The sequence below is a fragment of the Polaromonas sp. P4_H1 genome (assembly GCF_056400945.1).
Genome location: NZ_JBFUKG010000002.1, coordinates 324,677 through 338,898, shown reverse-complemented (window position 1 = coordinate 338,898; position 14,222 = coordinate 324,677). Strand labels below are relative to the sequence as shown.

Below are 14,222 nucleotides of genomic sequence, written 5' to 3'. Positions count from 1 at the left end.
TTGCCGATGCTCAAACGCTGGTGACCGGAATCTGCTTGAACTCGCCGGTGGCGATTTTCTTCTGCCACTCGGCTGGGCCGGTGATGTGCGCGCTGGTGCCGCCGGCATCCACAGCCACGGTAACCGGCATGTCCACGACGTCAAACTCGTAAATCGCCTCCATGCCCAGGTCGGCAAAGCCCACCACTTCGGCATGCTTGATGGCCTTGGACACCAGGTAGGCGGCGCCGCCCACGGCCATCAGGTAAGCGCTCTGGTGCTTCTTGATGGCCTCAATCGCGACGGGGCCGCGCTCAGCCTTGCCCACCATCGAAATCAAACCGGTTTGCGCCAGCATCATTTCGGTGAAGCCGTCCATGCGGGTCGCGGTGGTCGGGCCGGCGGGGCCGACCGCTTCACCCTTGACCGGGTCCACCGGGCCGACGTAGTAAATCACGCGGTTGGTGAAATCGACCGGGAGCTTTTCGCCCTTGAGCAGCATGTCGGCGATGCGCTTGTGCGCGGCGTCGCGGCCCGTCAGCATCTTGCCGTTCAGCAGCAGCGTGTCGCCGGGCTTCCAGCTGGCGACTTCTTCCTTCGTGAGTGTGTTGAGGTTGACCTTTTTGCTCTTGTTGTAGTCGGGTTCCCAGTTCACATTGGGCCAGAGGTCCAGCGACGGCGGGTCCAGGTAAACCGGGCCGCTGCCGTCGAGCACAAAATGCGCGTGGCGCGTGGCCGCGCAGTTCGGGATCATGGCGACGGGCTTGCTGGCCGCGTGCGTGGGGTACATCTTGATCTTGATGTCGAGCACGGTGGTGAGACCACCCAGGCCCTGCGCGCCAATGCCGAGCGCGTTGACTTTCTCGAACAGTTCGAGGCGCAGCTCTTCGGTTTTGGTCAGTTTGGCACCCGAAGACGATTTGGCCTGCAGCTCATACATGTCCAGGTCGTCCATCAGGCTTTCCTTGGCCATCAGCACGGCTTTTTCGGCGGTGCCGCCGATGCCGATGCCCAGCATGCCGGGCGGGCACCAGCCGGCGCCCATGGTGGGCACGGTTTTCAGCACCCAGTCGACCACCGAGTCGCCGGGGTTGAGCATGACCATCTTGCTCTTGTTTTCACTGCCGCCGCCTTTGGCTGCCACCGTGACTTCAACCGTGTTGCCGGTCACCAGCTCGGTGAAGATCACGGCGGGCGTGTTGTCCTTGGTGTTCTTGCGGTCGAACTGGGGATCGGCCACCACGGAGGCGCGCAAAGTGTTGTCGGGGTGGTTGTAGCCGCGGCGCACGCCTTCGTTGATGGCGTCGTCCACGCTGCCGGTAAAACCCTCCCAGCGTACGTCCATGCCAACCTTCAAAAACACATTGACGATGCCGGTGTCCTGGCAGATCGGCCGTTGGCCCGTGGCGCTCATCTTGCTGTTGGTCAGGATTTGCGCAATCGCGTCCTTGGCCGCCGGGCTCTGTTCGCGCTCGTAGGCACGGGCCAGATGGGCGATGTAGTCGGTGGGGTGGTAGTAGCTGATGTACTGCAGGGCGGCGGCAACGGATTCAATCAGGTCGGCTTGTTTGATGATGGTCGTCATGGTCAGGTGCTTGGGTGGGGGAATGGCTTTTTCCGGGTTGCTTTTTCGGGGCGGTCTTTTCGGGGCGGTCACTCTGTGCTACGGTAGCCGCAACCCCGTATTTTGACAGGTGTGAACAGGTGGCCCTGCGCCATGAGGAAATGACCATGAAAACCCGTACCGGCACACATAGCAGCACACATAGCAAAACACGTACTGAACACGACACCTTTGGGCCGATTGAAGTCGCGTCCGAGCGGCTGTGGGGGGCACAAACCCAGCGCTCCCTGCAGAATTTCGACATCTCCGGCGAGCAGCAGCCGCGCGAAATTATCCGGGCGCTGGCGGAAATCAAGCGTTCGTCCGCAAGGGTGAACCACGCGTTGGGTTTGCAGGGCGAAAAAAAGACGGAGGCGATTGTGGCCGCCGCCGATGAGGTGATCGCAGGCCGGCATCCCGACGAATTCCCGCTCGTGGTCTGGCAGACCGGCTCGGGCACCCAGACCAATATGAACGTCAATGAAGTGCTGGCCAACCGCGCCAGCGAGCTGCTGGGCGGCGAGCGTGGCGAAAGCCGGCTGGTGCACCCCAATGACGACGTGAATCGCAGCCAGTCCTCCAACGACGTGTTTCCCACGGCCATGCATGTCTCGGCGGTCGAGGCCATCACGCGCCGGCTGTTGCCGGCCATCGCAAAGCTGCGCGCCACGCTGGCCCAGAAGGCCAGCGACTTTGGTGACATTGTCAAGATTGGACGAACCCATCTGCAGGACGCCACCCCGCTGACGCTGGGCCAGGAATTCTCGGGCTATGCGGCGCAACTGGAGCAGGGTGAAAGGCATGTGGGCGCGGCACTGCCGCACCTCTATGAACTGGCACTGGGCGGCACGGCGGTGGGCACCGGCCTGAATGCACCCAAGGGTTATGCCGAGAAGGTAGCGGCCGAGCTGGCCAGCCTGACCGGGCTGCCGTTTGTGACGGCACCCAACAAATTCGAGGCGATGGCTGCTGCCGATGCGCTGGTGCATGCGCACGGTGCGCTCAAGACGCTGGCCGCCAGCCTGATGAAGATTGCCAATGACGTGCGCTGGCTGGCCAGCGGGCCGCGCAGCGGCATTGGGGAGCTGAGCATTCCGGAAAACGAGCCCGGCTCATCCATCATGCCGGGCAAGGTCAACCCGACGCAAAGCGAGGCGGTCACCATGCTGGCCGCGCAGGTGTTCGGCAACGACGTGGCCATCAACTTTGGCGGGGCATCGGGCAACTTCGAACTGAATGTGTTCCGGCCCATGATTGCGCACAATTTTTTGCAGAGCGTGCGCCTGCTGGCCGACGGCATGGTGAGCTTTAACGACCATTGCGCCGCCGGCATTGAGCCCAACCGGGCGCGCATCACCGAACTGGTGGAGCGGTCATTGATGCTGGTGACAGCGCTCAACCCTCACATTGGCTATGACAAGGCGGCGTTCATTGCCAAAAAAGCGCACAAGGAGGGGAGCACGCTGCGCGATGCCGCGCTCGCCTCGGGTTATGTCACGGGCGAGCAGTTTGACGCCTGGGTGCGGCCTGAGAACATGGTGGGCTGAGGCTGGCGGCAACCCGGTTCGGCAGTTGCCCCCTTGACTCATTTGATCAATTGACAGGGTCATAGGGTTTACCCTATGATTGCGCTGACGGTCAGGAATCTTCTGACCACCAAGGGAACATCATGATCACCTTCGCCCTGTATTCGAAGATTGTCCAGCCCGCATTTGGTGCACGCGTACGCAACTTGCTGCGTGAGTTGATCGCCGCCACGCCGCTGTACATCTTCATCTGCGCACTGCGTAGCCGCTAAGTACTGCCTCCTGTCGGCCGGTCTGCGCCAGCGGCGGCAGGCTGCGTTGCGCGGCTTCTTTTTCCAAGTGCTTCCCAGGCCCGGTGCAACGCCGGGCGTTTGCTGATCCACGCATTGCGCGCCAGGCTCGGCTCCGCGTTTGTTACGCCCTCCAATTTCACGAATCAGGTTCACTGCAATGAAGTCCACTGCAATGGACTGTGCCTTGTTCGGCCCTGCCGTATTCGTATCGCATGCAACATCGCGTAAAAATTTTCCAAAATTGATCGTGGTCAAGGGGCTTTTGAAATCACGCTCTGACAATCGGCCGACAACAACAACACCATTAGCCATTGCAATTCCGATTGCAATTTCCACGGTACAAAAGCGACAGGAGACATGAATGACATACGCCAACAAGGCACTTACCGCGCCGTCCAGCGCACATCGCTGGATGCAGCTTCTCATGGGCATCGTCTGCATGGCGATGATCGCGAACCTGCAATACGGCTGGACCCTTTTTGTGAACCCGATAGCCGACAAGCACGGCTGGAGCAAGGCCGCCATCCAGGTTGCCTTCACGATTTTCGTTTTGACTGAAACCTGGCTCGTGCCGATTGAAGGCTACCTGGTCGACCGCTTCGGGCCGCGCCCGGTGGTCATGGTCGGTGGCATTCTTTGCGGCGTGGGCTGGGTGCTCAATTCGTTCGCCGATTCGTTGATGCTGCTCTACGTCGCCGCCGCGGTCAGCGGCATTGGCGCCGGGGCGGTGTATGGCACTTGCGTCGGCAATGCCCTGAAGTGGTTTCCGGACCGCCGCGGCTTGGCTGCCGGCCTGACGGCCGCGGGTTTCGGTGCGGGTTCCGCGCTCACCATTCTCCCGATTTCGGCCATGATCAAGGGCAGTGGCTATGAAGCCGCATTCCTCTATTTCGGCATCATCCAGGGGGCGGTCGTATTTGTTGTGTCGTTCCTGCTGACGCGGGCACCGGAGAATCTGGCCAAGAGCAGTTCGATCTCCACGATCAATGTGCAGCAGAGCCGGCGCGACTACAAGCCGTCCGAAGTCCTGCGCTCACCGGTGTTCTGGGTGATGTACGTCATGTTCGTGATGGTGGCGGCCGGTGGCCTGATGGCTACGGCCCAGCTCGGCCCCATCGCCAAGGATTTCCACGTCGGTGACGTGCCCGTCAGCATCATGGGCCTGGTGCTGCCTGCGCTCACGTTCGCCCTGGCCATCGACCGCGTGCTCAACGGGCTCACCCGTCCTTTCTTCGGTTGGGTGTCGGACCAGATCGGCCGTGAAAAGACCATGCTGATCGCCTTTGGCATCGAATCGATCGGCATCCTGGCGCTGTACCAGTTCGGCCACAACCCGATCGCCTTCGTGATCCTGACGGGCATGGTGTTCTTCGCCTGGGGCGAGATCTACAGCCTCTTTCCCTCGACCTGTGCCGATACCTTTGGCTCCAAGTACGCCGCTTCCAACGCCGGCTTGCTTTACACCGCCAAAGGCACGGCGTCGCTGCTGGTTCCGCTGTCCAGCGTGCTCACCGCAATGACGGGCAACTGGCACGCCGTGTTCATTGTTGGCAGCGTCATGAACGCGATCGCGGCGCTGATGGCCTGGTATGTGCTGCGCCCGATGCGGCGTGCCGAGATGGAAAAGGCCGTGCTGCCGGCAACCACACCGAGCCGCGTTGCCAGCTTCGGCCGGATTGCCCCGTCGGCGGAATGAGGCAAGGCCTTGCGGCCCTGCGTCTTCAGTGGCGCTGGGCCGCAATGGCCGACATCACCTTGTCGGTGTAGGCAATGGCCAACGCTGACAGCAGGAAGGTGATGTGGATGGCGGTCTGTGCAATCAGCACGCGGTCGCTGTAGTTGTCCGCATTGATGAAGGTCTTGAGCAGGTGAATCGAGCTGATGCCGATGATGGCCGTGGCCAGCTTGACCTTGAGCACGGACGCATTCACATGGCTCAGCCATTCAGGCTGGTCGCGATGGCCTTCCAGGTTCATGCGGCTCACAAAGGTTTCATAGCCGCCCACAATCACCATGATCAGCAGGTTGGAGATCATGACCACGTCAATCAGGGCCAGCACCACCAGCATGATGACTGTCTCGTTCAGGGCGGCAATCGGGGTGGCCGTCTTGTAGCCAATGCTGGTGATCAGCGCCTGCAGGGCCGTCTCGCTGCCAAACGCAGCCTCGATCAGGTGCGCGAGCTCCACCAGGAAGTGAACCACATAGACGGCTTGAGCCGCAATCAGGCCCAGGTAAAGCGGCAATTGCAGCCAGCGGCTTGCGAAAATCAGGTTGGGAAGGGGACGAAGCGGCGTTGAATTAGGAAGCGGACGAAGCGAAATTGGTTTTGTTTGTGCGGGTTCTGACATGGGGCGCGTGACTGAAAGGTTGGAAAATTGTAAGGTAGCGGGAGGGGTGCAGCGAAGACCCTCCGCTTTGCGGAATGTTGTAAGGTTCAAGCCAGTCAGTGGCTTGTAAGTGCGAGATATGACAGTATCGACAGTATCACGCATCCCAATGACAAACAGGAGACAAAAGCAATGAGTTCCGCCCCGTCCAACATCGAGTCCGTGCTGGTTGAAAACCGCGTGTTCCCGCCCAGCCCAGCCATCGTCAAGGCCGCCCGCATTTCCGGCATGGAGGCTTACAACGCGATGTGCCGGGAGGCCGACGAGGATTTTGACGGCTTCTGGGCCAGGCTGGCCAAGGACAATCTCAGCTGGAAAAAACCTTTCACCCAGGTTCTGGACGAGTCCAATGCACCGTTTTACCAATGGTTTGCCGATGGCGAACTGAACGCCTCCTACAACTGCCTGGACCGCCATCTTGGCACCCCGACGGAGAACAAGAAGGCCATTATTTTCGAGAGCGACGATGGCAAGGCGACCCATGTCACCTACAAGGAGCTGCATGCGAAAGTCAGCCAGTTTGCCAGTGCGCTCAAGGACCTGGGGCTGAAAAAGGGCGACCGCGTCATTATTTACATGCCGATGACCATTGAAGGCGTGGTGGCCATGCAGGCCTGCGCCCGCATTGGCGCCACGCACTCGGTGGTGTTCGGTGGTTTTTCGGCCAAGAGCCTGCAGGAGCGTATCCAGGACGCTGGTGCTGCCGCTGTCATTACGGCCAACTACCAGTTGCGCGGCGGCAAGGAGTTGCCGCTCAAGGCGATTGTGGACGAAGGCATTGCCATGGGCGGCTGCGAGTCGATCAAGAACGTGGTGGTCTACCAGCGCACCGCCACGGCCTGCAACATGGTGGCCGGGCGCGACAGCCTGATGCACGAGATCACGGCCAAGGCCGCAGCCACCTGCGAACCGGAATTTGTGGGCGCCGAGCACCCGCTGTTTATCCTCTATACGTCGGGCTCCACCGGCAAGCCCAAGGGCGTGCAGCACAGCACTGGCGGCTACCTGCTATGGGCCAAGCTCACCATGGATTGGACCTTCGACATCCAGCCCGCTGATGTGTTCTGGTGCACCGCCGACATCGGCTGGATCACCGGCCACACCTATGTGGCATATGGTCCGCTGGCGGCTGGTGCGACGCAGGTCATCTTTGAAGGCATTCCGACTTACCCGAACGCCGGCCGGTTCTGGCAGATGATCGAGAAGCACAAGGTCACGATTTTCTACACCGCGCCCACCGCCATCCGTTCGCTGATCAAGGCCGCTGAAGGCGATGAAAAAATACACCCGGCCCGCTCGGATCTGAGCAGCCTGCGCATTCTGGGCACGGTGGGCGAACCCATCAACCCCGAGGCCTGGATGTGGTACTACAAAAACATTGGTGGCGAGCGCTGCCCGATCGTGGATACCTTCTGGCAAACCGAGTCGGGCGGGCACATGATCACGCCGCTGCCTGGCGCGACGCCGCTGGTGCCCGGAAGCTGCACCTTGCCGCTGCCCGGCATCATGGCTGCCATCGTCGATGAAACCGGCAAGGACTTGCCCAACGGCTCGGGTGGCCTGCTGGTGGTCAAACGCCCATGGCCGTCCATGATTCGCGGCATCTGGAACGACCCCGAGCGTTTCAAGAAGAGCTACTTTCCGGAGGAGATGGGCGGCACGATGTACCTGGCCGGCGACGGCGCGGTGCGCAATGCCGACAACGGCTACTTCCGCATCACCGGCCGGATTGACGATGTGCTCAATGTGTCGGGCCATCGCATGGGCACCATGGAAATCGAATCGGCACTGGTGGCGCACTCAACCCTGGTGGCAGAGGCTGCCGTGGTGGGCCGTCCTGATGACCTGACCGGCGAGGCGATCGTGGCGTTTGTGGTGCTCAAGCGCTCGCGGCCCACGGGCGATGAAGCCAAGGCGATTGCCAAGGAGCTGCGCGACTGGGTCGGCAAGGAGATTGGCCCGATTGCCAAGCCCAAGGACATCCGGTTTGGCGATAACCTGCCCAAGACGCGCAGCGGCAAAATCATGCGCCGCCTGCTGCGTGGCATTGCCAAGGGTGAGGCCCTCACGCAGGACACCTCGACGCTGGAAAACCCCGCCATTCTCGATCAGCTGTCTGAAAACCTTTGAGAGGTTTCTGAGGAGGCTTTGAGAGATCCTTGAGAGGGGTCGGTACCGGCCGACCACTGACCACTCACTACTGACTAATGAGACTGACCAATGCCCATCGGGCTGGTCGGCCGTACGGTCACCCCGTAGCGCCCACAAAAAAGGCCCGTCATTTGACGGGCCTTTTTCATTTTCATTTGCCGGTACCCGCCAATGCGGGGCAGGTCGTGAGCCAGAATTACTTTTGTGCCAGGATCCAGGCCACCAGCTTTTTGGCCTCGTCAGGGGTGACCTGCGCATTGGCCGGCATGGGCACGGGGCCCCACACGCCCGAGCCGCCCTTGATGACTTTGGCTGCGAGCTTGTCGGCCGCGTCTTTCTGGCCGGCGTATTTGGCGGCCACATCCTTGTACGAAGGGCCCACCAGTTTTTTGTCGACAGCGTGGCACGCCATGCAATTCTTGGCGGTTGCCAGCTGCAGGTCTGCCAGCGCGGGAGTCGATACGGCAAAGCCGGTAGCCACGGAAGCGATTGCCAAAAGAATGCGTTTCATGGATTGTCCTCGTGAGGGAGAGTTATAGATTCAGTTACAGTCAACTAACGCGATTGTAGTGATGCCGGTTGACCCCGTGTTGCAGGGGAATACCCGGCCGCTTTCCCCTCAAAATCCTCAGGAGTTACCCATGTATTTGTTATTGATCGGCATTGTTGGCCTGGTGATGAAGTACCTGGAAATAGACCCGGTCGCAGCCTGGAGCTGGTGGATCGTGCTGTCGCCGTTTGCGCTGGCGGTGGCCTGGTGGGCCTGGGCGGACGCTTCGGGCTATACCAAGCAGAAGGAAGTTGACAAGATGGCCAAGCGCAAGCAGGACCGCATTGACAAGCAGCGCGATGCCATGGGCATGCTCAAAAAACGAAAATAACTGTATTTCGGGCCGCCAGGAGTTCCCCTAAGCGTTGCCCTGTTACCAAAGTAAAGAGCCCGTGAAGTCTGTGACTTACGGGCTCTTTTTTTGTTTTACAGGTCAGCTGGCATCAATAGTCGTCCAGCACCGCGCCCTTGCTGGCACTCGAGGCATTGAAGGCAAACTTGGCCTGCACGCCGCGGTTGTAGCGCGGTGCCGGCGCCTTCCAGCCGACCTTGCGTTTTTCCAGCTCCGCGTCGCTGATGTTCAGTTGCAGCAGCAACTGTTTTGAGTCAATGGTGATGGAGTCGCCCTCGTTGATGAAGGCGATGTTGCCTCCCGCGGCGGCTTCGGGGGCCACATGGCCAACCACCATGCCCCAGGTGCCGCCGGAGAAGCGGCCGTCGGTGATCAGGCCCACGCTTTCGCCGAGCCCGGCACCAATCAGCGCACCGGTGGGCGCCAGCATTTCAGGCATGCCCGGACCGCCCTTGGGGCCGAGGTAGCGCAGCACCATCACGTCGCCCGCCTTGATTTTGCCGGCCAGGATGGCGGCCAGCGCCGACTGCTCGTCGTCAAATACGCGGGCCGGGCCCGTCATGACCGGGTTTTTCAGACCGGTGATTTTGGCCACGCAGCCTTCAGGCGAGAGGTTGCCCTTCAGGATGGCCAGATGGCCCTGGGCATACATGGGGTTGCTGATGGGGCGAATCACGTCCTGGTCGGCGCGCGGCGCGTCGGGCACATCCTTCAGCACCTCGGCAATGGTTTGGCCGGTGATCGTCAGGCAGTCGCCATGCAGCAGGCCGGCCGCCAGCAGGATCTTCATGACCTGAGGAATGCCGCCGGCGCGGTGCAGGTCCACGGCCAGGTATTTGCCGGACGGCTTCAGGTCGCACAGCACCGGCGTTTTCTGACGCACGCGTTCGAAGTCGTCGATTGTCCAGTCCACCCCGGCGGCATGCGCAATCGCCAGAAAGTGCAGCACGGCATTGGTCGAGCCGCCCGTGGCCATGATCACGGCGACCGCGTTTTCAATGGCTTTTTTCGTGACGATATCGCGCGGCTTGATGTCTTTCTTGATGGCCTCGACCAGGACCTTGGCGGACTCTTTGGCCGAGTTCATTTTCTCGTCGTGCGGATTGGCCATGGTGCTGGAGTAGGGCAGCGAAATGCCGAGCGCCTCAAAAGCGCTGGACATGGTGTTGGCCGTGTACATGCCGCCGCAGCTGCCGGTACCGGGAATGGCGCGGCGCTCGATTTGCAGCAGGTCTTCATCGCTCATGCGGCCCGCTGCGTTTTCGCCGACGGCTTCAAACACGCTGACGATGTTAAGGTCCTTGCCCTTGTAGCTGCCCGGCAAAATGGTGCCGCCGTAGACATAAATGGCCGGCACGTTGGCGCGCAGCATGCCCATCAGGCCGCCGGGCATGTTCTTGTCGCAGCCGCCAACCACCAGCACGCCGTCCATCCACTGGCCCTGCACGCAGGTTTCGATGCAGTCGGAGATCACTTCGCGGCTCACCAGCGAGTACTTCATGCCCTCGGTGCCCATGGCCATGCCGTCGGAAATGGTGGGCGTGCCGAACACCTGGGCGTTGCCGCCGGCTTCTTCGATGCCGGCAATGGCCGCATCTGCCAGCTTTTGCAGGCCGCTGTTGCAGGGGGTGATGGTGCTGTGGCCGTTGGCCACGCCAACCATGGGCTTCTTGAAATCGGCCTCTTCATAGCCCATGGCGTAGTACATCGAGCGGTTGGGCGCGCGCGATTTGCCTTCGGTGATGTTTTTGCTGCGGGGATTGAGCTGAATGGTCTTGGTTTCCATGGATGTCTCGTGAGGTTGTGAGGTTGTTGCCGCGCCGGATGTCACATGCGGGCAGGGCGGAGTACGTGGGGCTATACGTGAGGATATACGTGAGGATATACGCGAGGATATACGCGAGGATATACGCGAGGATATTTCTACCGGAAAGCCGAGTATGCGTGTTTTGATTGATTCTTTCCAATCCATTATTTGTGCTGTATTAATATGTATGGCATATGACAGATTCAGCCCATTTCGCTCATTCAGCTCATTCCGTTCCTGCCGTAGGTGGCGAATCCCGCAACCCTCCCTTGATCGAGCTTCGCCTGTGGCGCCAGTTTGCAGCCGTTGCCGACGAGCTTCATTTCGGCCGTGCCGCCCTGCGCCTGAACATGACCCAGCCGCCGCTGACGCAGGCCATTGCCCATCTTGAGGCGATGCTGGGCCTGAAGCTGTTCGACCGCACCAAGCGCAGCGTGCGGCTGACCGCGGCGGGGGCCGCGCTGCTGCCCGAGGCGCGCGACCTGCTCGCGCGTGCCCAGGCCTTGCCCGTGTATGCGCGCGCCACGGCCGATGGCGAAGCAGGGCGCTTGCGGCTGGCCTTTGTGTCAACGGTGGGTTTTGATTTGCTGCCGCGCTGGGTGCGGACCTTTCGCGAGCGCTATCCCAAGGTGCAGCTGGAGCTGATTGAGGCCACCGGCGATGTGCAGCTTCAGGCCCTGGAGCGCGGCGAGATCGACGCCGGCTTCATGCTGCACTCGCCCGGCTTTGCACCCCCCGGCCTGGTTTGCCGGCGCATCTCGCAGGATCCGCTGGTGCTGGCCGTGCCGGAACAAAGCGTGCTGGCTGGCAAGCCCGGGCTGGTACTGCAGGACTTGCTGGAGCAGCCGCTGGTGATTTTTCCGCGGCACATCCTGCCTTCGCTCTACGACGCGATTTTTGCCCTGTACCACGCGGCTGGCCATCTGCCGCGCGTGGCCCAGGAGGCCATCCAGATGCAAACCATCGTCAATCTCGTATCCGCAGGCCTGGGCGTGGCCTGGGTGCCCGACAGTGTGCGGCAGTTCCAGCGGCCGGGCGTGGTGTACCGGGAACTCAAAAGGGGCAAGGGGCAGGTGGTGCCGGGCTGTGAGACGAGCCTGGTGTGGGCTGCCGGGGCGGCCAGTCCTGCATTGCAGCGGTTCATGGCGTTTGCGCCGGGTTGAAAGCGTTCGCCGGGCGGGCAGCGCGGACGGCTCGCGCTGTGAGGGCGCGGCTGTCGGTGGGCTGTGGGCGGGTTGTCGGCGGAGTGTCGGCGCCTATTTCCAGGCAAACGCCGGCTGCTCGAAATGCGCCACACGGGTGGGCCGCTCCTCGATGCAGACCTCGCGAAACTGGTAGATGATCGCCGCCGTCGGCGCCGCAATCCAGTGGTCGCCGACCGGCATGCGCAGCACCGGATGCGCGCCGTGTCCTTCATCGGCCAGCATGGGTGCGTCCGCGCGCAGAAACTCCGCGATGGGAATGCGGTGAATGCTGGCCACCTCGGCCGGATTGGGCCGAATGTGCTGCGCCGCGCCGGCCCAGACGACGACCGGCGTGATCACAAAACCCGAGCGGGTCACAAAATCATCGAGCCGGCCCAGGATGGAGCTGGCATCGAGTTCCAGGTGCACCTCTTCGGCCAATTCGCGCAGGGCCGCCTGCTCTGCTGTTTCGCCGGCGTCGATGCGCCCTCCGGGCAGCGCCCATTGCCCCGCATGCTTGCGCAGGTGGCGGGTGCGCCGCGTCAGCAGCAGGGCCGCCTGGGTGCTCCACGCCGCATGCTGCGGGAAACCCGGCAGTTCGGCGCCATGGCCTTCGTCCGTGATGACCACGGCCACCGCCGCCGCATGCTGCTGGTCGCGCGCGGCCACCTGCAGCGTGAAGGCGCGCAGCGTCTCCTCGATGCGTGTCCTGAGATGCTGGTCCTGCTGCATGTTGCGGCTCGTGTCTGTTGTGCCTGGCGTGTCTGTCATTCCTCCGGTCACCACTGGTTGCGCAGCTCCCGCAGCCTGGTAAACACCGTCTTCGCATCGGGTTCGTCCGGCAGGTCGGGAAAGCTCTCGCGCAGTTTGGCAATGAGGCTGGGGCTGTTCAGGCGCAAGAAGGTGTTGATCAGCTTTTCCTGCGCGAGCGTGGTAACGGCCGACTTCGCGGGCTCATGGTCAGTCACGCTGGGCAACAGGGCTTTCGCGGTGGTGTTGTCGGGCTCGCGCGCCAGGGTGAACCGGAGGTTGTTCTCGATGTAGTCGTGGCCCGGATAGACCAGGGTGTTGTCCGGCAGCCGGGCCAGCTGTTCCTCAAAGGTGGCATACAGCGCGTTGACGTCGCCGCCGTTGTGCACATTGCCGGCGCCCGCATTGAACAGCGTGTCGCCCGAAAACAGCGCCGGCTGGTCGGTGTGCGAGCGCAGGCAGATGTGGCACATCGTGTGGCCGGGCGTGTCCAGGCATTCCAGCTCGACGGTCTTGCCGACCTTGATCACGTCGCCGGCCTTCACGCCCCGGTCCACGCCCGCAATACGCCCGCCGGCCTTGTGGTGGGCGATCAATTTGGCGCCGGTGGCCGCAATCACGGCCGCGTTGCCGCCGGTGTGGTCGTGGTGCTCGTGGGTGTTGAGAATCTGCGTGATCTGCCAGCCCTTGACCTTGGCGGTGGCCAGCGTCTTTTCATGGTCCAGCGGGTCGATGGCCAGTGCCTCGCCGGTTTCGGGGCAGGCGATCAGGTAATTGAAGTTGCGGTAGGCGTTACCGGTCCAGATGCGTTCGACGATCATCGCGGGCTCCAGGGGCTTGTTGACGGTGAGCGGACCATTTTAGGGCGCATGCCTGCAATGGATGGCCTGCTTGCGAAGTAGCCGCAAAGGGGCTGGATTCAGATCGTGCGGCGCAGCCTTGCCTCGCGGTGCCGCTCGATCATCAGGATGGTCGCCGCCACCGCAGCCATGTTCGGGTTCACCTTCAGCGCGCGCTCAAGGTAGGGCTGGGCGCGGTCGGGGTCACCCAGCGCCAGGTAGATCTGCCCATAGCCCGAGAGCGCCCCGAAATGGTGGCGGTTGCGTTTCATGACTTCGTCGCAGTCTTTGATCGACAGCTCGTACTGGCCAAGCAAGTAGTAAGCGGTGGCACGTTTGTTCCAGCCCTCGGCAAAGGCGGGCTTTCTGCGGATGACCTCTGAAAACGTGGCCACCGCCTCGACCAGTTGGTGCGCTTCCATCTGCTGGACGCCGCGCAGGAGCAGGGCATCGATCGCGCGGTCGCCCGAGCGGCTCCAGATCTGCCACAGCGCAGCTTCGGCGAGTTCGCGCACCGGCGCGTCATCATCTCCCAGGTGGGCAACGAGCCGGTCGGCATCGGCCATGACGCCGACTTCGCCCAGGCGCACGACGGCAGCGCGCCGGACGGCGGGCTCGGAGTGCTCGATCGCCTTGCGCGCCTGCAGCCGCGTAATAGTAGGTGGAGTTAGTGGCGTAGGCGGCCCGGCCACAGGCAGCGGCTGCGCAGCCATCATCGTGCCCGGGGCGGCCAGGGTGGCCAGGGCGACGCAAAGGGTCAGCGCGCGCAACATGAGGCTCATGCTGCTCATCCTATAC

General features: G+C 62.2%; 13 protein-coding genes. 5 read left to right on the top strand and 8 right to left on the bottom strand.

Translation table 11 applies throughout. The features are described from left to right. Positions 1-10: 10 nt before the first annotated feature. Positions 11-1,564 (bottom strand): fumarate hydratase, encoded by a 1,554-nt coding sequence (locus tag AC1DS5_RS04460; protein WP_477717044.1) that lies wholly within the window; start codon positions 1,562-1,564, stop codon positions 11-13. 146 nt (positions 1,565-1,710) lie between these two features. Between AC1DS5_RS04460 and fumC the strand changes: the two genes are divergently transcribed. Further along, positions 1,711-3,129 carry a class II fumarate hydratase gene (gene fumC, locus AC1DS5_RS04455; RefSeq protein ID WP_477717043.1) on the top strand — a complete coding sequence of 473 codons (1,419 nt, stop codon included), beginning with the start codon at positions 1,711-1,713 and terminating at the stop codon, positions 3,127-3,129. A gap of 68 nt (positions 3,130-3,197) precedes the next feature. Here the strand turns inward: fumC and AC1DS5_RS04450 are convergent, their stop codons facing one another. Next, complete coding sequence (locus tag AC1DS5_RS04450; RefSeq protein WP_477717042.1) at positions 3,198-3,737, bottom strand: hypothetical protein; 540 nt, start codon at positions 3,735-3,737, stop codon at positions 3,198-3,200. A gap of 25 nt (positions 3,738-3,762) precedes the next feature. Between AC1DS5_RS04450 and oxlT the strand changes: the two genes are divergently transcribed. Next, positions 3,763-5,097, top strand: coding sequence for an oxalate/formate MFS antiporter (gene oxlT / locus AC1DS5_RS04445; protein ID WP_477717041.1), 1,335 nt, complete (start codon positions 3,763-3,765; stop codon positions 5,095-5,097). Between the two features lie 25 nt (positions 5,098-5,122). Here the strand turns inward: oxlT and AC1DS5_RS04440 are convergent, their stop codons facing one another. Then, positions 5,123-5,752, bottom strand: a complete 630-nt coding sequence (locus AC1DS5_RS04440; RefSeq protein WP_477717040.1) for a YqhA family protein — start codon at positions 5,750-5,752, stop codon at positions 5,123-5,125. Between the two features lie 171 nt (positions 5,753-5,923). Here AC1DS5_RS04440 and acs point away from each other — a divergent pair, with 171 nt between their 5' ends. Continuing rightward, the gene (acs, locus tag AC1DS5_RS04435; RefSeq protein ID WP_477717039.1) at positions 5,924-7,921 is read left to right on the top strand and encodes an acetate--CoA ligase; all 1,998 of its coding nucleotides are present in this window, start codon (positions 5,924-5,926) and stop codon (positions 7,919-7,921) included. A 217-nt stretch (positions 7,922-8,138) separates the two neighbouring features. On the opposite strand, the gene AC1DS5_RS04430 is transcribed toward acs, so the two are convergent. Continuing rightward, the gene (locus AC1DS5_RS04430) at positions 8,139-8,453 is read right to left on the bottom strand and encodes a c-type cytochrome (protein WP_477717038.1); all 315 of its coding nucleotides are present in this window, start codon (positions 8,451-8,453) and stop codon (positions 8,139-8,141) included. A gap of 130 nt (positions 8,454-8,583) precedes the next feature. Between AC1DS5_RS04430 and AC1DS5_RS04425 the strand changes: the two genes are divergently transcribed. Continuing rightward, positions 8,584-8,823, top strand: coding sequence for a TIGR04438 family Trp-rich protein (locus AC1DS5_RS04425; RefSeq protein WP_477717037.1), 240 nt, complete (start codon positions 8,584-8,586; stop codon positions 8,821-8,823). A 112-nt stretch (positions 8,824-8,935) separates the two neighbouring features. Here AC1DS5_RS04425 and ilvD read toward each other — a convergent pair whose 3' ends face one another. Continuing rightward, positions 8,936-10,630: a dihydroxy-acid dehydratase gene (gene ilvD, locus AC1DS5_RS04420; protein WP_477717036.1), complete on the bottom strand. Its 1,695-nt coding sequence runs from the start codon at positions 10,628-10,630 to the stop codon at positions 8,936-8,938. A gap of 215 nt (positions 10,631-10,845) precedes the next feature. Between ilvD and AC1DS5_RS04415 the strand changes: the two genes are divergently transcribed. Continuing rightward, complete coding sequence (locus AC1DS5_RS04415) at positions 10,846-11,814, top strand: LysR family transcriptional regulator (RefSeq protein WP_477717035.1); 969 nt, start codon at positions 10,846-10,848, stop codon at positions 11,812-11,814. A 93-nt stretch (positions 11,815-11,907) separates the two neighbouring features. On the opposite strand, the gene AC1DS5_RS04410 is transcribed toward AC1DS5_RS04415, so the two are convergent. The 3 genes from AC1DS5_RS04410 to AC1DS5_RS04400 form a co-directional block, all read right to left on the bottom strand. Continuing rightward, positions 11,908-12,606 (bottom strand): NUDIX hydrolase, encoded by a 699-nt coding sequence (locus AC1DS5_RS04410; RefSeq protein WP_477717034.1) that lies wholly within the window; start codon positions 12,604-12,606, stop codon positions 11,908-11,910. Positions 12,607-12,614: 8 nt separating this feature from the next. After that, positions 12,615-13,406, bottom strand: coding sequence for a hydroxyacylglutathione hydrolase (locus tag AC1DS5_RS04405; RefSeq protein WP_477717033.1), 792 nt, complete (start codon positions 13,404-13,406; stop codon positions 12,615-12,617). A gap of 98 nt (positions 13,407-13,504) precedes the next feature. Then, positions 13,505-14,206, bottom strand: coding sequence for a tetratricopeptide repeat protein (locus AC1DS5_RS04400; protein WP_477717032.1), 702 nt, complete (start codon positions 14,204-14,206; stop codon positions 13,505-13,507). Positions 14,207-14,222: the final 16 nt, after the last annotated feature.